Annotated in this window: 23 protein-coding genes and 1 pseudogene; 10 read left to right on the top strand and 14 right to left on the bottom strand. The window is 70.6% G+C overall.

All coding sequences use genetic code 11. The features are described from left to right. Positions 1-2: 2 nt before the first annotated feature. Complete coding sequence (locus ACGFJ7_RS13280; protein WP_360248385.1) at positions 3-920, bottom strand: alpha/beta hydrolase; 918 nt, start codon at positions 918-920, stop codon at positions 3-5. Positions 921-1,013: 93 nt separating this feature from the next. On the opposite strand from ACGFJ7_RS13280, the gene ACGFJ7_RS13275 reads away from it, so the two are divergent. Both ACGFJ7_RS13275 and ACGFJ7_RS13270 read left to right on the top strand, forming a co-directional pair. Then, entirely contained in the window at positions 1,014-1,451 is a 438-nt protein-coding gene (locus ACGFJ7_RS13275) for a MarR family winged helix-turn-helix transcriptional regulator (RefSeq protein ID WP_392642297.1), read from the top strand. Between the two features lie 76 nt (positions 1,452-1,527). Beyond that, positions 1,528-1,779, top strand: coding sequence for a hypothetical protein (locus tag ACGFJ7_RS13270; RefSeq protein WP_392642296.1), 252 nt, complete (start codon positions 1,528-1,530; stop codon positions 1,777-1,779). 111 nt (positions 1,780-1,890) lie between these two features. On the opposite strand, the gene ACGFJ7_RS13265 is transcribed toward ACGFJ7_RS13270, so the two are convergent. Together ACGFJ7_RS13265 and ACGFJ7_RS13260 are read right to left on the bottom strand one after the other, a co-directional pair. Beyond that, entirely contained in the window at positions 1,891-2,217 is a 327-nt protein-coding gene (locus ACGFJ7_RS13265) for a helix-turn-helix transcriptional regulator (RefSeq protein ID WP_392642424.1), read from the bottom strand. Between the two features lie 132 nt (positions 2,218-2,349). Further along, positions 2,350-2,648 (bottom strand): annotated as a pseudogene (locus tag ACGFJ7_RS13260) (cupin domain-containing protein); the annotation flags it as partial. 69 nt (positions 2,649-2,717) lie between these two features. Between ACGFJ7_RS13260 and ACGFJ7_RS13255 the strand changes: the two are divergent. Further along, positions 2,718-3,080 (top strand): hypothetical protein, encoded by a 363-nt coding sequence (locus ACGFJ7_RS13255; protein ID WP_392642295.1) that lies wholly within the window; start codon positions 2,718-2,720, stop codon positions 3,078-3,080. A gap of 136 nt (positions 3,081-3,216) precedes the next feature. Here the strand turns inward: ACGFJ7_RS13255 and ACGFJ7_RS13250 are convergent, their stop codons facing one another. The 3 genes from ACGFJ7_RS13250 to ACGFJ7_RS13240 form a co-directional block, all read right to left on the bottom strand. After that, complete coding sequence (locus ACGFJ7_RS13250) at positions 3,217-4,683, bottom strand: GGDEF domain-containing protein (protein ID WP_360249974.1); 1,467 nt, start codon at positions 4,681-4,683, stop codon at positions 3,217-3,219. Between the two features lie 82 nt (positions 4,684-4,765). Beyond that, positions 4,766-6,343 (bottom strand): DHA2 family efflux MFS transporter permease subunit, encoded by a 1,578-nt coding sequence (locus ACGFJ7_RS13245; protein WP_392642294.1) that lies wholly within the window; start codon positions 6,341-6,343, stop codon positions 4,766-4,768. Then, complete coding sequence (locus ACGFJ7_RS13240; protein WP_360248395.1) at positions 6,340-6,783, bottom strand: MarR family transcriptional regulator; 444 nt, start codon at positions 6,781-6,783, stop codon at positions 6,340-6,342. The genes ACGFJ7_RS13245 and ACGFJ7_RS13240 overlap by 4 nt, the downstream gene beginning before the upstream one ends. A 142-nt stretch (positions 6,784-6,925) precedes the next feature. Here ACGFJ7_RS13240 and ACGFJ7_RS13235 point away from each other — a divergent pair, with 142 nt between their 5' ends. Then, on the top strand, positions 6,926-7,381 hold the full coding sequence (locus tag ACGFJ7_RS13235; protein ID WP_392642293.1) for a hypothetical protein: 456 nt from the start codon (positions 6,926-6,928) through the stop codon (positions 7,379-7,381). A gap of 4 nt (positions 7,382-7,385) precedes the next feature. Here ACGFJ7_RS13235 and ACGFJ7_RS13230 read toward each other — a convergent pair whose 3' ends face one another. Further along, positions 7,386-8,243, bottom strand: coding sequence for an acetyltransferase (locus ACGFJ7_RS13230; protein WP_392642292.1), 858 nt, complete (start codon positions 8,241-8,243; stop codon positions 7,386-7,388). 184 nt (positions 8,244-8,427) lie between these two features. Between ACGFJ7_RS13230 and ACGFJ7_RS13225 the strand changes: the two genes are divergently transcribed. Continuing rightward, positions 8,428-8,910, top strand: coding sequence for a DUF6069 family protein (locus ACGFJ7_RS13225; protein ID WP_360248401.1), 483 nt, complete (start codon positions 8,428-8,430; stop codon positions 8,908-8,910). 52 nt (positions 8,911-8,962) lie between these two features. Here the strand turns inward: ACGFJ7_RS13225 and ACGFJ7_RS13220 are convergent, their stop codons facing one another. Genes ACGFJ7_RS13220 through ACGFJ7_RS13210 form a run of 3 tightly spaced genes read right to left on the bottom strand, consistent with a single transcriptional unit; the run spans position 8,963 to position 10,155 of the window. Next, positions 8,963-9,289: an SHOCT domain-containing protein gene (locus ACGFJ7_RS13220; protein WP_392642291.1), complete on the bottom strand. Its 327-nt coding sequence runs from the start codon at positions 9,287-9,289 to the stop codon at positions 8,963-8,965. Positions 9,290-9,293: 4 nt separating this feature from the next. Next, complete coding sequence (locus ACGFJ7_RS13215) at positions 9,294-9,740, bottom strand: DUF6325 family protein (protein ID WP_360248405.1); 447 nt, start codon at positions 9,738-9,740, stop codon at positions 9,294-9,296. A gap of 10 nt (positions 9,741-9,750) precedes the next feature. After that, positions 9,751-10,155: a DUF6325 family protein gene (locus ACGFJ7_RS13210; RefSeq protein WP_392642290.1), complete on the bottom strand. Its 405-nt coding sequence runs from the start codon at positions 10,153-10,155 to the stop codon at positions 9,751-9,753. Between the two features lie 87 nt (positions 10,156-10,242). On the opposite strand from ACGFJ7_RS13210, the gene ACGFJ7_RS13205 reads away from it, so the two are divergent. Beyond that, entirely contained in the window at positions 10,243-11,658 is a 1,416-nt protein-coding gene (locus ACGFJ7_RS13205; protein WP_360248409.1) for a hypothetical protein, read from the top strand. Here the strand turns inward: ACGFJ7_RS13205 and ACGFJ7_RS13200 are convergent. From ACGFJ7_RS13200 to ACGFJ7_RS13185, 4 genes are read right to left on the bottom strand one after another with little or no spacing between them, the layout of a single operon-like run. Beyond that, entirely contained in the window at positions 11,631-12,944 is a 1,314-nt protein-coding gene (locus ACGFJ7_RS13200; protein WP_392642289.1) for a DUF2252 domain-containing protein, read from the bottom strand. The genes ACGFJ7_RS13205 and ACGFJ7_RS13200 overlap by 28 nt on opposite strands. Before the next feature lies 1 nt (position 12,945). Continuing rightward, positions 12,946-13,440, bottom strand: a complete 495-nt coding sequence (locus tag ACGFJ7_RS13195) for a DUF1269 domain-containing protein (RefSeq protein WP_360248413.1) — start codon at positions 13,438-13,440, stop codon at positions 12,946-12,948. Further along, positions 13,437-14,573: an AI-2E family transporter gene (locus ACGFJ7_RS13190; RefSeq protein ID WP_360248415.1), complete on the bottom strand. Its 1,137-nt coding sequence runs from the start codon at positions 14,571-14,573 to the stop codon at positions 13,437-13,439. Before ACGFJ7_RS13190 ends, ACGFJ7_RS13195 begins: the two co-directional genes overlap by 4 nt. Further along, complete coding sequence (locus tag ACGFJ7_RS13185; RefSeq protein ID WP_360248417.1) at positions 14,549-14,746, bottom strand: hypothetical protein; 198 nt, start codon at positions 14,744-14,746, stop codon at positions 14,549-14,551. The genes ACGFJ7_RS13190 and ACGFJ7_RS13185 overlap by 25 nt, the downstream gene beginning before the upstream one ends. A 177-nt stretch (positions 14,747-14,923) precedes the next feature. On the opposite strand from ACGFJ7_RS13185, the gene ACGFJ7_RS13180 reads away from it, so the two are divergent. The 4 genes from ACGFJ7_RS13180 (at position 14,924) to ACGFJ7_RS13165 (ending at position 21,360) form a co-directional block, all read left to right on the top strand. After that, positions 14,924-15,424: a DUF1269 domain-containing protein gene (locus tag ACGFJ7_RS13180; protein ID WP_360248419.1), complete on the top strand. Its 501-nt coding sequence runs from the start codon at positions 14,924-14,926 to the stop codon at positions 15,422-15,424. 64 nt (positions 15,425-15,488) lie between these two features. Further along, positions 15,489-17,204 carry a sulfate permease gene (locus ACGFJ7_RS13175; RefSeq protein WP_360248421.1) on the top strand — a complete coding sequence of 572 codons (1,716 nt, stop codon included), beginning with the start codon at positions 15,489-15,491 and terminating at the stop codon, positions 17,202-17,204. A 29-nt stretch (positions 17,205-17,233) separates the two neighbouring features. After that, positions 17,234-19,915, top strand: a complete 2,682-nt coding sequence (locus ACGFJ7_RS13170; RefSeq protein WP_392642288.1) for a glucosidase — start codon at positions 17,234-17,236, stop codon at positions 19,913-19,915. Further along, the gene (locus ACGFJ7_RS13165; RefSeq protein WP_392642287.1) at positions 19,912-21,360 is read left to right on the top strand and encodes an alpha-amylase; all 1,449 of its coding nucleotides are present in this window, start codon (positions 19,912-19,914) and stop codon (positions 21,358-21,360) included. Before ACGFJ7_RS13170 ends, ACGFJ7_RS13165 begins: the two co-directional genes overlap by 4 nt. Positions 21,361-21,413: the final 53 nt, after the last annotated feature.

The following is a 21,413-nucleotide window of genomic DNA, read 5'->3' as shown; positions in this document are numbered from 1 at the left end:
GGTCATTGATGCCGCTCCGTTGCGGCCTTCAGGTGCTGGGTTAGGAACAGTGCGGCGCGGTCGAGCGCATGCTCGGCTTCGTCGAGCTGGCCGAGGAAGGCCTGGTACACGTGCGGCACGCCGGCGGTGATGTCGAGGATGACGTCGACCTCGGCGTCGCGGGCGCGTTCGGCCAGCCGTACCGAGTCGTCGAGCAGCAGTTCGTTGGTGCCGACCTGCAGCAGTAGTGGCGGGAAGCCGGTCAGGTCGGCCAGGACAGCAGGGGCGAGCAGTTCCTGGTTCGGGTCCTGCCCGCCCAGATAGAGCTCGCCGGTGTACGCCATGCCCTCGCGGGTGAAGAGTGGGTCGATGCCGGCTTTGGTATCCATGCTGGCGCCCGTGCGGGTGTGATCCAGCCCGGGCGAGAACGCGACGATCGCGCCCGGCACCGGCAGCCCGGCCTTCTTGGCGGCGAGCGTGGTCGTCACGGTCAGGCCGCCGCCGGCCGAGTCTCCGGCAAACGCGATTGATTCCGGGTTGACGCCGTCGTCGAGTAGTGCGCGGTAGGCGGCGAGACAGTCCTCGATCCCGGCGGGGAACGGGTGTTCCGGTGCGAGCCGGTAGTCCAGCGACAGCGCCCGGAACCCGGTCCGATTGACCAGGCCGGCGGTCAGCCCCATCGCGGTCTGGGGGGAGCCGAGGGAGAACGAGCCGCCATGGAAGTACAGAATCGTGGCGTCCGGACGGATCTCGCCCACCGGTTCGACCAGGACTGCGGGCCGACCACCGAGCGTCGTCTCCGAGGTTCGCGCAGGCGGAACCGGGAACAGCGCCATCAGCTTGGCGAAGTTCTCGCGCATCTGCTGCACCGGCACCGGCGTGAAGCTCTGCGGGCTCTGCCGCAGCATCGCGTCGACCGTCGCACGTTGTGCCTTGCTCATCGCTGTACTCCCTAACCTGCAAGCGGCTAAACTGTATGCCGTGGAAGATATTTACATGCCGCGGCATCTAACTGCGAGCCGTCGGCGGCAAGTGTGACTTTTTTCAGCGACCTGGTCAGATGCGAGACACGGCTGTACAACAGCTTGAACGACCTGATGCGCACCCGACACGGAATCGCCGCATCGCAGTTCGAGTCGCTGCACTACCTGCGCGATCACCCCGGCGCGCGGGTCGCTGACCTCGCCGAGTTCTTCGCCGCCGGCGTCGGGGCGATCAGTAAGGGCATCGACCGCCTCGAAGGACGCGGATGGGTCAAGCGGATCCCCAACCCGGCGGACCGGCGATCCTCGCTGCTGGAACTCACCGACTCCGGCCGCGCCCTCGTCAGTGAAGCGAGCACTACCTTCACGACCATCACCGAACTTATCCACGCGGTTCTCGAACCCGAACACCTGGACGCTGCGACACAAGCGCTGCGCATGCTTCGTGCCGCACTCGAACGCGACAAGATCGGCATTCCGGTTGGCTGACCGATGAACATCCACTTGGCTGAGAACTTTCCGTTATGGCACTTTCGGGCATCCCCGGCAGAACACGATTTGTGTCATGGAAGGGTCGTTCCTGAGCGAGTCGCGTCCCGCCTCGACGGGATCCTGGTCAGGAGGGTTCGCGAGGGAGCAAACCCGTTGGTCGCTGCGGGATGCTTCCGGCGAGGCGCCGTTCGCCGCGGTGATTGGCAGGCCGCTCGTTGTTGTGGAGCCGACCCGCAACGATGTCGAGGAGGTGATCGGTCTCCACCTGGCTCTTGGTGGACGGATCATCACGCTCCAGACATGGCAGGGCGAGATGAGAACGTGACGGGCTACGCCACGTCGGGCGAACCGCCACGGCGCCGCCGCGCCACGGTCGACACCGGCTCACCAGCTGTAGCCGGCTAACGCCCGGATCTGCCGATGAGCGGATGTCGCTTCAATCCGGGTGCGGGTGGTGATCTCGTCCGGGTCTCGGATCGGCACCGGCACGCCGGTATTGGCCGGGCGCCATGTCGAATCGGCGTTTGAAAGCGTTGCTGAAGGCGAATGTCGAGGTGTAGCCGACGCCGGCGGCGATCGCGTCGAGTGGGGCGTCACTGGTTCGCAGTAGGCGAGCTGCGGTAGTCAACCGCCACCAGGTGAAGTAGCCGACTGGCGGCTGGCCGATGGGTCCGGCGAACCGGTGGGCGAAGGTTGCCCGAGACATCCGCGCCCGGTCGGCCAGGGTGGCGACAGTCCAGGGCCGTGCCGGTTCAGTGTGCACGGCCCGCAGGGCGGCGGCGATTCCCGGGTCGTGCAGCGCCGCCGACCAGCCGGTGGTCTGCTCGGCGTTCCGGTCCAGGACGTTGCGGAGCGCGTACACCAGCAGGGTGTCCAGCAGCGCGGGCACGAGTGCTTGCGTGCCTGGCCCGGGCTGGCGGAGTTCGGCGGTGAGGAGTCCCGCGGTCGCCTGCAACGGCGGGTCGTCCTGTGCGGCGGCGCGGATGTGGATCACTGGGGCAGGTCGCGGAGCAGTGGATGGACCAGATCGGCGTTCATCTCGTAGGCGCCGCACAGCAGCAGTCCACCGGCGCCGTCGCGGCGGCCGTCGGCCGCGGCCGGCCGTGGGATCCGCGTTCGAGCCGACTGTTGGGGCGGGGTGTCCGCCAGCAGGTGAGCGTTGCCGTGCGGGCGGAGTGGCCCGTCGGTGATCATGCTCGACGAGGTTCCCCGTCCGGCAACGTCTCCCAGCGCCACTCGCTTAGGCCTCGGCACATTTGGCGTATGCGGCTGCGCACCGGAACCCGTACGCCGACACGCGGCCGGCCCCGCAGCCGAATGCCGAGGGTTTACGCCGACCGCAGGTACCGCCACGACAAGTACCGCACCCTGGTCCGGGAACTGGGCATCACCCCGGTCATCGCACGGCGCGGCACCGAACACGGGGCAGGGCTGGGCAAGCTGCGCTGGGTCGTGGAACAGGGCTTCGCGCTGCCGCACTGGTTCCGGCGACTACGCATCCGCTGGGAAATCCGCCACGAGGTCCACGAACCCGGTAGAGCGCGGCGTTGGCTTGCCGGTCGCCGCGGGTATCGGGGCGGCGCCGCGGAGCATGGCGCACGCGGCCTCGGAGGGGGCCGGTCGTGATTCTCCCCGGCGCTGACCAGGAGCTGGCCGGCGACCTCGGCGCCGACGCCGTTGGCGGCCAGCAGGCTGGGGCACATCGCCGTGACGAGGGGTCGAAGATTTTGGTGGACAGGAGTGCTCGTCGACATCTTCTCTGTCAGGCTGCGACCGGGGTGGGGCCGGCGATGGTCACGCGGTCGCGGCCGGCGTTCTTGGAGGCGTAGAGGGCGCGGTCGGCGGACAGGACCATTTCCTCGGGGGCCTGGGTGGCGGCCACGCCCACCGAGACTGTCACCTGGTGGAAGCGGTCGCCGGCCACCGCTATCGGGGTGGCGGCGATGGCCCGGCGCAGGCGGTCGGCGATGTCGGCGGCCTCGGCGGGGCCCGCGCCGGGGAGCAGGACGGCGAACTCCTCGCCGCCGTAGCGGGCCACCAGGTCGCCGGGGCGGACGGCGGCGTGCAAGCGGTCGGCCACCTCGACCAGGACGCGGTCGCCGCCGGCGTGGCCGTAGGTGTCGTTGACGGTTTTGAAGTGGTCGATGTCCAGCAGCAGCATGCTCAGGTCGGCGTCGTGGCGGGCCGCGCGGGACGACTCGGAGCGGAGGGACTGCTCGAAGAAGCGGCGGCTGCGCAAGCCGGTCAGGGCGTCCGTGATGGCGGCGTGCCGCTGGGCGCTGACCAGGCCGGCCATGCGGCCCATGACCAGCAGGAACAGGAGGTTGCAGACGAGGCCGGCGACGATGATGTGCGAGGTGGCGCCGCGCAGGTACTGCACCATCATGACCGTCGGCGCCATGATGGCGGCCACGGCCAGGACGATCAGGCGGCGCGGGGTGGCGTCGGCCGTCACCGCCGCGTTGCGGATCAGCAGCCGGGGCGCGGCGGGGTGGGCCACACCGGCGGCCAGGATGAAGGCGGCGCTCATCCAGAAGAGGTCCAGGATGTTGCCGGCTCGGTAGGTGCCGTCCAGGATCTGCACCATGTAGAGGGTGTCCGAGAACAGGACCAGGGCCAGGTAGGCGCCGATCATCAGGAGCGGGGCGGTGCGGGCGCCGCCGATCATCAGGCGGGCGCCGACCACGATGAGCATGAGGTCGCCCACCGGGTAGGCGACGGAGACCAGGGTGGCGATGTTGGCCGCGCTGATCTCCATGGTCGGCAGGATCGTGAACTCGAGGACGAGGTAGCCGGCGCTGACCGCCACGATCGCGGCGTCGAGGGCGCTCGTGAAGTCGCGGCCCGGGGTGCGGCGGCGTACGAGGAGCAGGAGGCCGCTGGCCAGCAGCGGGTAGGCCGCCAGGTAGCCCAGGTCGGCGATGCTGGGGTACGCCACCTCGCCGCCGACCAGCGCGAGGAAGTAGAAGACCACGTCACCGAAGATGGAGGTGAGGGCCGACGCGGCGAACAGCAGCAGGATGGCGCGCAGGTCGCGGCGGCGCCAGGCGGTGATCAGGCAGCTCAGCGCCAGGACTCCGTTGGCGCTGGTGTACAGGGCGACCTGTGCACCGCCCCAGTCCGGGCCCAGGTGCAGGAACCAGTAGTAGAGGGCGATCACCGGGACGCCGAGGGCCAGGATGAAATGCCACCCCGCCCATCGGCGGAGCGGCGCGGTCAGGAAGGCCATCGGCACCTCTGAAGCCTGCGCCGGCCGGGGCGTTCTTTCCGGTGTGGTTCGGGTGCAACCTGGTTGCACCCGAACCCCGGGGTCAGTGGGCGGCTGCGCCCTCGGTGGGGGTGGAGCCCCGGCGGACGCCGATGACGGCTACCGCGGCGGCGGCCAGGCAGAGGAGGGCTGTGGTCAGGGCGGCCACGTGCAGGCCGTTGATGAAGGCCTGGCCGGCGCCGTCGGTCACCGCGGCCCTGAGGGTGGCGGTCATGTCGGGGGAGACCGGGGCTACGCCCATGGCCACCGCGTCCTTCGCCTCCTGCAGGCCGGTGGCCAGCGGGGCGGGAACGCCGGCGCCGGTCAGGGCCGTGTAGAGGGTGGCGCCGGCCCTGCTGCTGATCAGGGAGACCAGCACCGACGTGCCCAGGGCGCCGCCGATCTGCAGGGCGGTGGCCTGCAGGCCGCCGGCCACGCCGGCGTCCCGCACCGGGGCGTTGCCGACGATCGCCTCCGAGGAGGCGGCCATGATCATGCCTACTCCCAGGCCCAGGAGGATGAACGAGGGCCACATCACGGCGTACGGGGAATCGGTTCGCAGGAGCAGGAAGCCGAACGAGGCCAGCGCCTGCAAGGCCATGCCGAGCGGCATCGTCAGGCGCGGGCCGAACCGGTCGGTGAGGGCCGCGCCCAGCGGGGACGCCACCACCGAGGCCAGGCTCAGCGGCAGGGTGAGCACGCCGGCCATGACCGGGGTGTAGCCGCGGACGTTCTGCAGGTAGAGCATCACGTAGAAGATCGAGCCGAGCAGGACGAAGAAGTTCACGGCGGTCAGCACCGTGCCGATGGTCAGGGCCGAGTTGCGGAACAGGCGCATCGGCAGCAGCGGGTGCTCGACCCGGGTCTCGTACCAGCCGAAGACCACCAGGATCGCCAGGCCGGCGGCGATGGTGCCCAGCGTGGCCGCCGAACCCCAGCCCCACGTCTCGCCCTTCACCACGCCGAAGACCATCACCACCAGGCCCGCCGCCAGCAGCACGATGCCGGGGATGTCGAACCTGTGGTGACCGGTCGAGTTCTTGCTCTGCGGCAGCACGAAAGCGCTCACGGCCAGGGCGATGACGCCGATCGGGGCGTTGACGTAGAAGACCGACTCCCAGTTGACGTGCTCGACGAGCAGGCCGCCGACGATCGGGCCGAGCGCCGTCGACACCGAGGAGACCATGGCCCAGATGCCGACGGCCATGCCGAACTTCTTCGGCGGGAACACGGCTCGCAGGATGCCCAGCGTGTTCGGCATCAGCAGGCCGCCGAAGAAGCCCTGCACGGCCCGGAAGACGATCACGCCGGTGATCGAGCCGGAGAGGCCGATGGCGACCGAGGCGACGGTGAAGCCGGCCACGCCGACCAGGTAGTAGGTGCGGCGGCCGAACCGGTCGCCGAGCTTGCCGCCCAGGATCAGCGAGGCGGCCAGGGCCAGCAGATAGGCGTTGGTGACCCATTGCAGGCCGGCGGTGCTGGCGTTCAGGTCGCGGCCGATCTCCGGGTTGGCGATCGACACGATGCTTCCGTCCAGGCCGACCATGAACAGGCCGAACGCGACGGCGATCAGGGACAGCCAGGGCTTGTTCCGCCTCGAGACGACGGTGGGCGGGGTGGGCGCCTTGGTGAGGGTGGTCACTTACTCTCCTGCTTGATTTGTTCCACGATGCGGTGAAGCACCGGAAGCGCCGCGGCCACATCACGGCGCTCCGAGTCGGTGAGGGTGGTCAGGGCCGCCTCGACGTAACCGGTGAACAGGTCCCGTACGGCGTCGTGCCGCTGCCGCGCCTGGTCGGTCAGCCGCAGGCGGACGACCCGCCGGTCGTCCGGGTCGTTCTCCTTGACCAGCAAACCGCCGGTGACCATGGCGGTGACCAGGGCGCTGGCGTTGTTCGGTTTGAGCTGGAGCTCGCCGGCGAGTTCCCGCACGGTCGTGCCGGGATGCCGCCGGACCAGGCGCAGCGCCGAGAGCTGCAGATCCGGCGGCCGCGGGAAGTCGATCTCGGTGTCGGCGCGGCGCTCCAGCGCCCGGTGCAGCGCCGGCGCGAGTTCCACGACTTCGGCGGCGATCTCGTTCACCAGCCGAGTATTAGGTATGACGACATACCAATATAAGCGAGTGAGTCTCAGGTCACCCGGGGGCGGCGCCCGGGGCACACCCGGGACCGACCAGGGTGTCCTACCGGCTCGGCGGGGGTGCTTCGGCCGACAAGCTGTTCACATGTCGACCATCCGAATGCACGAGACCACCACCCTCACCCCCGAGCAGTTCGTCGCCGGGCTCACTGACTTCGGGCCGGGCCGGCAGAAGCTGTTCGGCAACAGCTCCGACGCCGACCTGAAGGTGCACGAGCTCGGCGCCACCCACGCCGATGTGACCGAGGGCGGCGGCGGAGTCTGGGAACGCCTGTCCTACGACTGGTCCGATCCCACCCACGTCACCATGAGGACCACCGACTCCAACATCTGGGGCGGCGACTCGGGGCACACCTACACGCTGACCCGGCAGCCCGACGGCACCACCACCCTGGACGCGGTGGTGGTGCGCGAAGGGAAGAACCTCAAGGGCAAGGTGACCGGGCTGCTGCTCGGCAGCGTCGGCAAGGGCGTCCTGGTCAAGGCCCTGCACAACACCGTCAAGGCGATCGAGGCGCGACAGGCCACGATCAACAGCTGACCTGTCAGGTGAGGACCACGCGGGAGCGGACCTGGCGGAAGCCGGTCCGCTCCAAGGCCGCCAGCACCTCGACCCGGTAGGAGTCGACGTCGGCCACCACCTCCCGGGCGCCGCCCTCGGCCAGCACGCGGACCGCCTCGGCGATCAGCTCCTCCCGGGCGCCCGCGTCGAGAAGACCCAGATAGCCGATCAGCGGATAGCAATGGTCGCCGGCGGCGGCGACAAGGCCCGCCTCCTCGGCGACAAGCCAATCGGCGGTACGCAGCCAGGGCAGCGGAGCGGAAGCAAGGTCGGCGCCCAGCACGGCGAGCGCGGTCTCGGCCCCGGTGACGACGTCGGGCCGCCCGATCCGGGCGACCAGGGCGGTGATCTCCTCCTCGCCGGTGACCGGGCGGAAGGCGTACCTTCCGCTGGTGGCCGGCAGGGCCGCCCCGGCCCAGGTCAGCCGGAGCCGCTCCCCGTGCTCGACCAGGCCCGCGCGGCGCGCGGCCGCCAGCCGTACCTCGACGACGGCTTTCGACTCGGGCCTCTGCCGCCAATGCGCGGGAGCGGCGGCGTAGTAGGGCAGCGGACCACCGAGCGCCTCGTGGGCCGCGGTGAGAAGGGCGGCGCCGATCTCCGGACTGGCGGCGTCGAACCGTTCCAGCCAGGGCCGGCCGACGGCGCCGGGCGGCAGAACCCACGCGGCGCGGGCGACGAGCTCATCGCCGCGCAGCGCCACCCAGGCGCGCGGGAAGGCGAAACCGCCTGCGGCGAGGCCGTCGGCGAAGGACGCCTGGCGCAGCTCGGGCAACGGATCGGGCAGGGAGTCGAACAGATCTTCCTCACCCGCGACGAGCGGGCGGAATGTCACAGCGGTCATGCCGGGCCTCCGGAAAGGAGCGCGCCTCGCTAGAACCGCGGAGACGCCGGGCCGCGGAAGGGGCGCAGAACATCGGACATTGTTCTGACCTCCCTTCGGCTTGTCGGCGTGCCGAATCACGATATCAGGAACCATCCATGCCGGGTGAAGCGTCCCCGCGGCGGCGTCGGCCAGGCTCCGACGCATGACCGGTATCAACGAAACCCGCCCGGCCGTCAACGCCGGCAAGCTCTGGGCCGGCGGCGCGGCCACCGCCGTGGTGGCGGCCCTGATCGCGATCGCCGGGATCCTGTTCGGCCGCGGCCTGTTCGACATCGACGTGCTGGCGCCCAAGGGCCAAGGCACGTGGGGGGACGCGTCAACCGGCTGGTACGCCTTCGGCGCGGGCATGGCGGCCCTGGTCGCCACGGGCCTGGTCCACCTGCTGCTGCTGACCACGCCACGTCCCATGCGCTTCTTCGGCTGGGTGATCGGCCTGGCCACGGTGGTGGCGATGCTGGCGCCGTTCGTCACCGACGCGAGCCTGGGCGCCCGCGTCTACACCGCCGGCCTGAACATGGTCCTCGGCATCGCCGTCGGCTCCCTCGTCGCGGGCGTCGCCAAGTCGGCCGTCATCCGCGTTCCCCAGCCGCCGGCGTCCCGCCCGTATCCGCGCACCTACAGCTGACAGCGAACGCCGGCCGTCCCCGGGCGATCGGGGGCGGCCGGCGCGTTCGTGCCTACTGGCCGAGGATGCGGGCCTTCTGGGCCTCGAACTCGGCGTCGGTGAGGATGCCCTGGGACTTCAGATCGGCCAGCTGCTTCAGCTGGTCGATCTTGGCGGACATGTCGGGGGCGGCGGGCGCGGCGGCGGCGGGCGGAGCCGCGACGTAGACCTGCTGGGGCGGCGGAGCGTAGGCCGGCTGCTGCGGCTGCTGCGCCATCTGGTCCTGCGCCTCCTGGCGGGCCCAGCGGCCGTCCTGGCGATGGCGCACGCGGCCGGAGACCGCCGACGCGGTTCCCGCCACCACGGCGGTTCGGGCTATTCCTCGGAGCAGGCCGGGCATCCGGTCACCTTCCCTTCGCCGCGTACTGCGGCTCTGTCTCGTCCAAAGCCTGAAGCAATTGCTGTACCGGGATGCGCCCGCTCGCCAGCAGCTGAGCGCCCACGTGACGCAGCTGGCGGGCCAGCGGGGCCGCCCACGTGTTCTCGTAGACCAGGATCACCGCGGCCGCGCCCGGCTCCAGCAGCTCGCCGGCTTCCCGCAGGTCCTCGCCGCCCAGGACGCCGGAGGCGGCGCCGTGGAAGGAAGCGAGGCCGTTCCCGTCGAACTCGGATTCTTCGAGGACGCTCACCTTGCCGTCCGGGCTCTTGCGGACCAGCGCGATGTCCAAAACCCGGATGATGTGCCGGTCGACCAGATCTTCCAGCAGCGAGAACGCCTTGCCGTCCATGCTGCCGGGTGGCAGCTCGACGCACAGGTAGTCGATGGGGCCCATCTCGTCGACTTCGGGCATGTCGATCCTTTCAGTACACCGGGCTCGGAGCGCCCGAGATGTGGGTGAGAGCGACGATCTGGCCGCGCGTCGCGGCGACCCGGCCGGCCAGGTCGCCGATCCAGCGGTGTTCCAGCAGGACGGCGAGCACCTCCATGGCGTCGTCGTCGAGCAGTTCCGCCACGTCGGTGATGTCGGTCTCGGTGATCAGCCCCGTCGCCAGGGCGGCCAGGACGTCGGGGTCGCCGCGGATGCCGGGCAGGTCGATGAGCTCGACCGCGTAGCCGCCACCGGCCTGGTCGCTGCGGACCACCAGCGCGTCGACGACACACATCTGGTCAGCCCGCTCGAGCCGGTCCAAAGTCGCCCGTACGCCGTCGTTGAGGTCCTCCGCGGGAAAGGACAAGACCATGAGTTCCAGCGGCCCCAATGCCATGCGTCTCAGCGTGCGCCAGGCGGTGGGGGCGGGATTCATCCGGCAGGGATGAATCGGCCCGCCACGCCGATCGGCGACGGTCGGAGCATGACGAGCAGCGTGCCCACGGCGGCCGAGGCTGCCGGCGACGGCGACCAGCCCCACCAGGTGCAGACCAGAAACGCGAGTGAGGTGGAGCTCGAGCGACTGCGCGCCGAGGTTGCCGATCTTCGCGGCAGATTGACTACCAGAAAGCGGACCGGCGGCCGCCGGGTCCGCGGTGTCGTCGCGGCGATCCTGGCCGCGGTCGCGGCCTTCGCGCTGGTGCTCAGCGTGGTCGGCCTGTGGGCGGCCCGCACGACTTTGAGCACGGACCGCTGGGTCGGCACCGTCGCGCCGCTGCCGCAGGATCCGCAGATCTCGGCCGCGGTCGCCGAGTACGCCACCGCGCAGACCTTCGCGGTCCTGAACGTGGAGCAGCGCTTGCGTGACGTCCTGCCCCCGCAGGCCGCGTTCGCCGCCGGCCCGATCGCCGGGCAGCTGCGCACCCAGGTCCGCACCGTGGTGACCACCGTGCTGCGCAGCGACGGCTTCCAGACCGTCTGGATCGAGGTCAACCGCCGCGTCCACGACCGCGTGATGGCCGTCGTGGAGGGCGAGAGCGAGGTGATCACCGCACAGAGCGACCACATCGACATCGATCTGCTGCCGTTGATCAACCAGGCGCTGCGGGAGCTCAGCGCGCAGCTGCCGACGTTGTTCGGCAAGACGATCACCCTGCCCGACCTGAGTTCGGGGGCGATTCCCGACAATCTTCGGGTACGGGTGGAGGACGCGCTCGGCGTGCGCCTGCCGGCCAACTTCGCGCAGTTCACCGTGTACGACGGCGGCCAGCTCAAGGCGCTGCAGGACACGGTGGCCGCCTCGAAGCGGTATCTGGCCCTGTTCGTCGCCTCGACGATCGTGTTGGTGCTGGCCGCTTTCGTGGTGTCGCCGAGGCGGCGCCGGACCGCCGTACAACTGGGAATCTGGCTCGTCGTGGCCGCCGTGACCGTCACGGTCATCGTGCGGGCGGTGCGCCGCCAGGCGGTCGAGCAGGTGCCGGAGGGTGTCTACCGCGACGGCGTCAACGCGGCCGTCGACAGCATCTTCTCGGTGTTGCGGGAGCGGGGCACACAGATCATCTGGATCGGCGCTGTCCTGGCCCTGATCGCCTATCTGGCCGGCCCCGGCCGGATCCCCCGGTGGCTACGGCGGCAGACCGTCGCCGGCGCCCGGTGGGCGTGGCGGGGCGCGCGCGTGGCCGGCGATCACGCCCCCGGCTTCATCGCGCGCTACCTCGACGCCGTACGGATCGGCGGGCTGGTCGTGGCCGGGATCGCGGCCCTCATCTGGTCGTCGTGGATGAGCCTGCTCGTGATCGTGGTGCTGCTGGCCGCGTACGAGGTGGCCGTGACCCTGATCGCCCGGTCCGCGGACGGGCGGCCGGAAAGCCCTCAGGACGCGGACTTGAAGGCGGCGTGATCGCCCTCGGTCCGGTCCGCGTAGTCCTCGGCGAACCGGACCAGGGCGCGGTCCATGGTGTCGTCCGCGCCGAGGTAGGCGGCGATCGCGATCCGGTCGCCGCCGCGGGCGTGGGCCCGGGCCAGCGTCCACGCGCAGATCTCGCCGTAGACCCGCAGGCCCTCCGGCTTGAACGTCGAGGACTCCATCGTGCCCTTCCAGTCGCGCAGCTGGCGCACGTAGAAGTCCCGCCCGCCGTAGCTCTGCCAGCCCAGGAAGATGTCGCTGTGCGCCTGCATGAGCCGCTGGCCCGAGACCACCCGGCGGCCGTGGTTGTCCCACTCGCCGGCCTCGACGTGCTCGGCCAGCACCGACGGGCCGCTCTCCTTGACCTGCAACAGCAGCGGGTCCTCGTCGTCGCGGCCGGTGAGCAGGATGATCCAGCACCGGGTGCCGACGCTGCCGACGCCGACCACCTTGCGGGCCATGTCGACGTAGGTGTAGCCGTCGAACAGCCGCCGGCGGTCGTCGGGCAGGGTGTCGCGGTAGCCGGCGAGCAGTTCGCGGATCTCGTCCTCCAGGTTCTCGTTGCCCTGGATGATGTCGCGGACCGGCATCAGCAGCGGCGGGTCGGCGACGATGCGCCGGCGGCCGTCGACGACCTGGGTGAGTTTGCGGAACGCCTGCAGGCTCGTCCGGGCCCGGGCCTTGGCCCCCGCCGCCGCTACCTTCTTGCTGCGGGTCTTGTCGAGCTGTGACCGCAGCGACTCGACGTCCGCGTGGGCGTACCACAGATCGAGGTTGCCCATGGCCGCGAACGAGGCCATCGCCTGGCGGTAACCGCGCGCGGCGTCGCGCGTGATGACCGCGCGTTCCTTGCGTTTGAGGCCGTTGGCCCGCCCGGCCAGGGCCAGGCTGGCGATCAGGCGCTTGAGGTCCCACTCGAACGGACCCGGGTGGGTCTCGTCGAAGTCGTTGAGGTCGAAGACGAGACGCCGCTCAGGCGACGCGAACATGCCGAAGTTGGCCAGGTGCGCGTCGCCGCAGAGCTGGGTCCGCAGGCCGGAGGACGAGCCGGCGGCCAGGTCGGCCGCCATCACGGCGGCGCCGGCCCGGTAGAAGGCGAACGGGTCGGTGCTCATCCGCTCGTGCCGCAGGGGCAGGAGCTCCGGCAGCCGGTTCTCCTCCTGCTCGGCGAGCACCGCGTTGGCGTCGCGGCCGGCCGGGGCGGGAACCTCGGCGTGCGCCTCGAGCGGAACCTGTGCGCGGGCGGCGCGGCCGGCCGCGGCCCGTTCGTCCGGTGTCATGTCAGCCCTTGGCGCCGGAGAAGGTCTCGAGCAGGATGTCGCGCTCGCCCTCGGTCAGATTGGTGGCGATCAGCTGGCTGTGCTCGCCGCGGAACCGCTCGCCGAGCCGGTCCAGGTTGCCGCTGTCGGTGACCAGGAACAGCGCCGAGGTGCCCTCGGTGACCTGGGTCCGGATCCGTTCCAGCTGGTCCTTGGAGATGCCGGTGCCCTCGGTCGCCTTGGCCAGCGCGCCGACGCCGGCGCCGACCGCGCCGCCGACGATGGGCACGAGGAAGAGGCCGCCGACCACGATGCCCCAGAAGGCACCCCATCCGACGCCGTGCTTCGCGCTGTCGTGGGAGTGGTGGATGTCGGGCTTCTCGGCGCCCTCGGGCCAGCTGACGATCGCGTGGTCGACGATGTGGATCAGGTGATCGCCGGCCGCTTCCTTGACGATGCCGAACACGTTCTCCGCGCGTTTCGGGTCGTCGAACTTCCACACCGTGAAGGTGGTCATGAGGTGCTCCTAGCGGATCGGGGACGCCGCCATCGTCCGTTGGCGCGCGCGGGGGGCGCCTCATCCGGAGAGGGCGATTCGGCCGGTACGGCGTTCGACAGCAGCCCGTTGACCCAGCGTGTGCTGGGGTCGATGTCGATCAGCAGGCCCTTGGCGAGCAGCGTGAGCGGGATGGCCAGCAGCGCGCCGAGCCCACCCAGCACCCACGCCCAGAAGATGAGGGCCAGGAACGAGACGGTCGCCGACAGCCCCACGGCGTCGCCGACGACCTTCGGCTGGATCACCGACTGGATCACGAAGTTGACCGCGCAGTACATGACGACGACGGCCACCATCAGACCCGGGCCGCCCTCGAGCAGCCCGAGCAGCGCCGGCGGGATGAGCCCGATGACGAAGCCGATGTTCGGGATGTAGTTGGTGATGAACGACAGCAGACCCCACAGCAACGGCAGGGGCACGCCCAGGGCCCACAGCCCGATGATGTCGATGACCGCCACGATCAGCCCGAACACCGTGGAGACGAGCAGGTAGCGCCGGGTGCCCTGGGCGAACGACCGCAGCGCGCCGACCACCTCCGGGCGCTCGCCGGCGGTCGAGACCAGGCGCCGCGGGAAGTCGACGGTGTCCAGGCACATGAACAGCAGCACGGCGAGCAGGAAGACGGTGTTCGACAGCGCGCCGGCCAGGCCGCCCAGGATGCTCTCGGCCGCGTGCAGCACGGTGCCCGAGTCGATGCCGGACAGCGCCGAGTGCACCTGGTCGGTGCTGATCCCCAGGCCCGCCAGCTGCCCGGCCAGGTCGTCCCGCAGTTGTGCGAACTGGTCCTGGTATTGCGGGATCAGGTCGAGCAGCCGGGCCGCCGACACGTAGAGGGCGCCGCCGAGGGCGAACAGCACCACGTTGACGACGACGATCGTGGCGAGCGCGGCCAGCCACACCGGGGTGCCGCGGCGGCGCATCCACTCGGTGAGCGGGCTGACCGTGACGGCGAGCATCAGCGCCAGCATGACCGGCGCGATCAGGCCGGCGATGCCCTTCATGCCGGCCACGACGACGACCAGGCAGGCCGTGCCGAGCAGGACGACGACACCGCGCGGCATCGGCGGGCTCAGTGGGGAACTCGGCTCAGGCACAGCACCTCCACCCCGGACCGGTCGAGCCGCTCGATCAGCCGCTCCAGGTCCTGCTCGGACAACCGGCCCTGAATGACGCTCTGCCGCGGCAGAGCCCGGCAGCGCAGGCTGCCCAGCGCTATGCGAAGCACGGGGCCGAGGAAGCCACGGACCCGGAACTCGTACTGCTCCATACCGTCCGACCTTCGCCGAAAGCCGGTGGCGATCCTTCCTCCGACAGGGATGAACGCTCGCCGGTTTCATCCTCGCGAGGTGAGTCGCGGCCCCGCCCGCCCATGGCTGACTGTGCGGGACGCCGCCGCCACGGCGGCGACGGCAAACACCACGCGGCACGAAGGAGAAGGTCAATCATGGCAACTCTGGTCGCCATCGGGTACCCCGACGAGACCACGGCGACGGCGGCGTCGCTGGAGGCGAACCGACTGGCCAAGGATCTCATCATCCAGCCGGACGCGATCGCTGTGATCATCCGGGACAAGGAAGGCAAGTTCCACGTCACCACGAACCATCAGCCGGTCGGCGCGGGCGCGACGTGGGGCATGTTCTGGGGCCTGCTGTTCGGTGTCCTGTTCTTCATCCCCATTCTGGGCATGGCCATCGGCGCCGGCCTGGGCGCGCTCACCGGCAAGCTGACGAAGAACGCCATCAGCAAGGAGTTCCAGGAGCGCATCCGCGACGAGCTCCAGCCCGGCACGTCGGCGTTGTTCCTGGTCGTCGAGGCGGTCACGCCGGACAAGGCCGTCGAGGCACTGAGCCAGTACGGCGGTACGGTGATCAAGTCCTCGCTGTCCAAGGAGGCCGAGGCCGAGCTGCAGGACGCGCTGCACGGCAAGGGCGACACCGTCGCCTGATCCGACGCGACGATCGGACGCCGCCCGCTCGCGCGGGCGGCGTCCGCCGTGAGAGGGGTTGGTGATGGCGCTCTCCGACTGGATACCCGGGCTGCGGGTGGCGGCCACCTACAAGCCGGGATACCTGCCCCGCGATCTGGTCGCCGGCATCGTGCTGACCACGCTGCTGGTGCCGCAGGGCATGGCGTACGCCGAGCTGGCCGGCCTGCCCGCGATCACCGGCCTCTACACGTCGATCCTGTGCCTGGTCGCGTACGCCGTCTTCGGCCCCTCCAAGGTCCTGGTGCTGGGACCGGACTCGTCGCTCGGCCCGATGATCGCCGCGGTGGTGATCCCGATGGTGGCCTCGGGCGGCGACCCGGAGAAGGCGGTGGCCCTGGCGTCGGTGATGGCGCTGCTGGTCGGCGTGTTCATGACGATCGCCGCCGTGGCCAAGCTCGGGTTCGTGGCCGACCTGCTGTCGCACCCGACCCAGCTCGGATATATGAACGGCCTGGCCCTGACCATCCTCATCGGCCAGTTGCCGAAACTGTTCGGCTTCTCGGTCGACGCCGACGGGCTCTTCGCCGAGGCCGGCGCCTTCGCCCGGGGCGTCGCCGACGGCGAGACGGTGCCGGCCGCGCTGGCGGTCGGTGTGGGCGGCCTGATCGTCATCGGCGTGCTGCGCCGCTGGCTGCCCAGGGTTCCCGGTATCCTGGTCGCGGTGGTGCTGGCGATCCTGGCCGTCGGCGTGTTCGACCTCGAGAACCACGGCGTGGATCTGGTCGGCCCGCTGCCGCAGGGCTTCCCGCCGTTCACCATCCCCTCGGTCAGCTGGTCGGAGCTGGGCCTGCTGGCCGCCGGCGCGCTCGGCATCACCCTGGTCTCGGTCACCGACACCATCTCCACCGCCTCGGCCTTCGCCGCCCGCAGCGGCCAGGAGGTGCGCGGCAACCAGGAGATGGCCGGCATCGGCGCGGCCAACCTCGCGGCCGGGCTCTTCCAGGGCTTCCCGGTCAGCACCAGCGGCTCGCGGACGGCGGTCGCCTTCCAGGCCGGCGCCCGTACGCAGGTGACGGGGCTGGTCGGCGCCGCCGCGATCACCCTGATGCTGGTCCTCGTGCCCGGCCTGCTGCGCGATCTGCCCCAGCCGATGCTGGCGGCGGTCGTCATCGCGGCGTCGCTCTCGCTGGCCGACATCCCCGGCATGGTCCGGCTGTGGCGGCAGCGGCGGATCGAGTTCTCGCTCGCGCTGGCCGCGTTCCTCGGCGTCGCGGTGCTGGGCGTGCTGCCGGGCATCGCCTTCGCGGTCGCGCTCTCCGTGCTCAACGTCTTCCGGCGGACCTGGTGGCCCTACCGCACGACGCTGGGCCGGGCCGAGGGGATCAACGGCTTCCACGACGTCCGGGAGCATCCGGAGGCCGAGCTGATGCCGGGCCTGGTGCTGTTCCGCTTCGACGCCCCGCTGATCTTCGCCAACGCCCGCAGCTTCCGGCAGGAGATTCGGCACATCGCGAACGCCGACCCGGCCCCGCAGTGGATCGTCGTCGCCGCCGAGCCGCTCACCGACGTCGACACCACGGCGGCCGACATGCTCGAGGAACTGGACGCCGAGCTCGACGCCGAGGGCATCGCGCTGGTGTTCGCCGAGATGAAGCACCCGGTGCGGGCCAAACTGGACCGGTACAAGCTGACCGGGAAGATCGAGGAGGAGCACTTCTTCCCGACCGTCGAGGACGCGGTGGCGGCCTATCAGCGGCGCACCGGGCGGGCCTGGAGTCATCCGCCTCGGGTGTTGTGACTCAGAGTGATCAAGCCGACGCTGACCGCATGGCCAACTCTTCCGGCGCCGAAGCACGGCGCCTGCACGACGCCGACATCAACGCCACCGCCTGGCGGCGATGGGGCCCGTATCTCAGTGATCGGCAGTGGGGCGGGGTCCGCGAGGACTACAGCCCCGGCGGGGACGCCTGGTCCTACCTCACCCACGACCACGCGCGGTCGCGGGCGTACCGGTGGGGCGAGGACGGCATCGGCGGCTTCAGCGACGACAAGCAGCGCGTCTGCCTGGCCGTGGCGATGTGGAACGGCAACGACCCGATCCTCAAGGAGCGCTACTTCGGGCTGACCAACGGCGAGGGCAACCACGGCGAGGACGTCAAGGAGTACTGGTTCCACGTCGACGGGACGCCCACCCATTCGTACCTGAAGATGGTCTACAAATACCCGCAGCGCGAGTTCCCGTACAACGACCTGGTCGCCACCAACGGGTCACGGGACCGGAAGGCTTTCGAGTACGAGCTGCTGGACACCGGGATCTTCGCCGAGGACCGCTATTTCGACGTGACGATCGAGTACGCGAAGGACGGCCCCGAGGACATCCTGGCCCGGATCACCGTGGCCAACCGCGGGCCCGACCCGGCGATGCTGCGGCTGCTGCCGACCGTGTGGTTCCGCAACACCTGGTCGTGGGACGAGGGCGCGCCCCGGCCGGTGCTGCGCGAGGAGGACGGCGCGGTCAAGCTGGAGCATCCCGAGCTGGGGGAGCGGTGGTGGACGGTCCTGGGCGACCATCCGCTGATCTTCACCGAGAACGAGACGAACAACGAGCGCCTGTTCGGCGGGACGAACCGGACCCCGTACGTCAAGGACGCCTTTGATCGTTATGTCGTGCAGGGCGAGAAGGAGGCCGTCAATCCCGAACGGGTGGGCACCAAGGCGGCCGCCGACATCGTGCTGGAGATCGCGCCGGGAGCGGAGACGACGGTCCGGTTCCGGCTCAGCGAGTCGCCGCCGGGTGGGGACTTCGACGCCGTCTTCGCGGCGCGGCGGGCCGAGGCCGACCAGTTCTACGCCGAGACGCTGCACCCGGACCTCGGCGAGGCCGAGCGGAAGATCACCCGGCAGGCGTTCGCGGGCCTGCTCTGGAGCAAGCAGTACTACGAGTACGACGTGGAGCGCTGGCTCGCCGAGCACGGCCAGGACACCCTGGGTGCCTCCACCATCCGCAACGGCGAGTGGTATCACCTGTCCGGCTCCGACGTGTTCTCCATGCCCGACACCTGGGAGTACCCGTGGTTCGCGGCCTGGGATCTGGGCTTCCAGGCGGTCGCCCTGGCCGGCATCGACCTCGGCTTCGCCAAGGCACAGATCGACCTGCTCCTCGGGCGCCGCTACCTGCACCCCAACGGCCAGATCCCGGCCTACGAGTGGAACTTCGGCGACGTCAACCCGCCCGTGCACGCCTGGGCCGCCTACCTGATCTACGAGGTGGACAAGGCCCGCAACGGCCGGGCCGACCACGACTGGCTGGAACGGACCTTCCATAAGCTGGCCAAGAACTTCATGTGGTGGGTCAACCGCAAGGACGTCGACGGCCGCAACATCTTCCAGGGCGGCTTCCTCGGCCTGGACAACATCGGCGTCTTCGACCGCAGCGCGCCGCTGCCCACCGGCGGCCACCTCGACCAGGCCGACGGCACGGCCTGGATGGCGCTCTACGCGCAGTGCATGCTCCAGATCGCCCTCGAACTGTCCACCACCGACCCCGTCTACCTGGAGCAGGCGCAGACGTACTTCGAGCACTTCGCCTGGATCTCGGTCGCGGTCAATCACGCGGCGGCCGGTGACGGCATGTGGGACGAACAGGACGGCTTCTTCTACGACCTGCTGCGCCTGCCGGACGGCTCGGCCCGCCGGCTCCAGGTGCGGTCCATGGTCGGGTTGCTGCCGCTGGCCGCGGCCACCGTCTACGACCCGCGCCTCATCGAGCACCGGCCCGAACTGGTCAAGGGGGTGCTGGAGTTCGCCGAGCGGCACCCGGCGGTGCGCGCGCTGCTCGAGCCCGGCCTGGCCCCCGGCCCGAACGGCGAACGGCTGCTCGCGCTCTTCGAGCGCAACCGGCTGCGGCGCGTCCTGGAGAAGATGCTCGACGAGGGTGAGTTCCTCAGCCCGTACGGCATCCGGTCGCTCTCCCGGCACCACGCCGAGCACCCGTTCGAGTTCCCGGTCGGCGACCGGGTCTTCGAGGTCACCTACCAGCCGGCCGAGTCGGACAGCGGCATGTTCGGCGGCAACTCCAACTGGCGCGGCCCGGTCTGGTTCCCGGTCAACGCGCTGATGATCAGGGCCCTGCTCAACCTGTACGTCGCCTACGGCGACGACTTCACCGTGGAGTGCCCGACCGGCTCCGGGGTCCGGATGACCCTGTTCGAGGTGGCCCGGGAGATCTCCGGCCGGCTCACCCGGATCTTCGTGCCCGACGAGCACGGCCACCGGCCCTGTTTCGGGGGTCAGCCGATCTTCGCGACCGAGCACTGGAAGGATCTGATCCTGTTCGCCGAGTACTTCCACGGCGACAACGGCGCGGGACTCGGCGCCGCCCACCAGACCGGCTGGACCGGGCTGGTGGCGCTGTTCCCCAACCTGTTCGCCGGCCTGAGCGGGCAGGAGCTGCTGTCCGGCGGCATGACGGGCGTGCTGCGCCCGGGCGGTGAGGAGAGGAAGTCATGAAGGCCGTGTACGAGATCTTCACCTGGCCCTGGCTGACCGGGCTCGCCCGGCGGTACGGCCGGCCGGTCACCCTCGGCGACGTGCCGGGGGAGGTCTGGGACGAGGTGGCCGCGTCCGGCCTGGACGCGGTCTGGCTGATGGGCGTCTGGGAGCGCAGCCCGGCCGGGCTGGCCGTGGCCACCGCCGACGAGGGGCTGCAACGGTCGTTCCGCGAGGCCCTGCCGGACTACAGCCCCGCCGATCTGGCCGGTTCTCCCTATTGCGTACGCCGGTACCGCGCCGACGACCGCGTCGGCGGCCCGGCCGGCCTGGCCGCGGCGCGGGCCGAGCTGAGGGCGCGCGGGTTCCAGCTGGTCCTCGACTACGTGCCCAACCACGTGGCCCCGGACCACCCGGCGGTCACCGCGCACCCCGACTGGTTCGTCCAGGGCACCCGGGAGGACCTGGCCCGCGACCCGGCCGGGTTCTTCGCCGCCGGCGACCGGGTCATCGCCAACGGCAAGGACCCGTACTTCGCCCCCTGGCCCGACGTCGCCCAGCTCAACGCGTTCTCGCCGGGCCTGCGCGACGCGGCGGCCGAGGCGCTGATCAGCATCGGCGACCAGTGCGACGGCATCCGCTGCGACATGGCGATGCTGCTCACCAACGAGATCTTCGCCCGCACCTGGGGCGACCGGGTGGGCGCCGCCCCGGCCGAGGAGTTCTGGCCCTCGGTGCTGGGCCGGGTGCGCGAGCGGCACCCCGATCTCACGCTGATCGCCGAGGTCTACTGGGACATGGAGTGGACGCTGCAGCAGCAGGGCTTCGACCTCTGCTACGACAAGCGGCTCTACGACCGGCTGGCCCACGAGGACGCCGGCTCGGTGCGCAAACACCTCACCGCCGGGCTCGACTACCAGCGGCGGCTGCTGCGCTTCATCGAGAACCACGACGAGCCGCGGGCCGCCGCCACCCTGCCCGGCGGGCGGGGGCGGGCCGCCGCCGTGGCGATCGCGACCCTGCCCGGCACGACGCTGTGGCACGACGGGCAGTTCGAGGGCCGCCGGGTGCACCTGCCGGTCTTCCTCGGCCGCTTCCCGGACGAGCCGGCCGACACCGGCCTGCGCGAGTTCTACCGCAAGGTGGCCGGCGCGGCCGCCATCGCGCGCCGCGGGCAGTGGACGCTGCTGGAGCCGGGCGGCTGGCCGGACAATCCCACCCACCAGGACGTGCTGGCCTGGTCCTGGCACGACGAGGGCACCCGGCACGTGGTCGCGGTGAACTTCGGCGACCATGACTCCCAGGCCCGGATCGCCCTGCCCTGGGCGGATCTGGGCGGCCGGGCGTGGCGGCTGACCGACCTGGCCGACGGCCGGGTCTTCGACCGTGACGGCGACGACCTGGCCGGTAACGGCCTCTACGTCGGCCTGCCACCGTGGGGATACCACGTATTCAGCTTCACGTAGTCGTAACACGACCGTCGGTCACGTCTATCCGATTCGAACGATGTGCACGGGTC

Origin of the sequence: Actinoplanes sp. NPDC048988 (assembly GCF_043197815.1) — a bacterium.
Taxonomy (GTDB): domain Bacteria; phylum Actinomycetota; class Actinomycetes; order Mycobacteriales; family Micromonosporaceae; genus Actinoplanes.
This window is presented reverse-complemented; position numbering and strand designations above follow the sequence as displayed.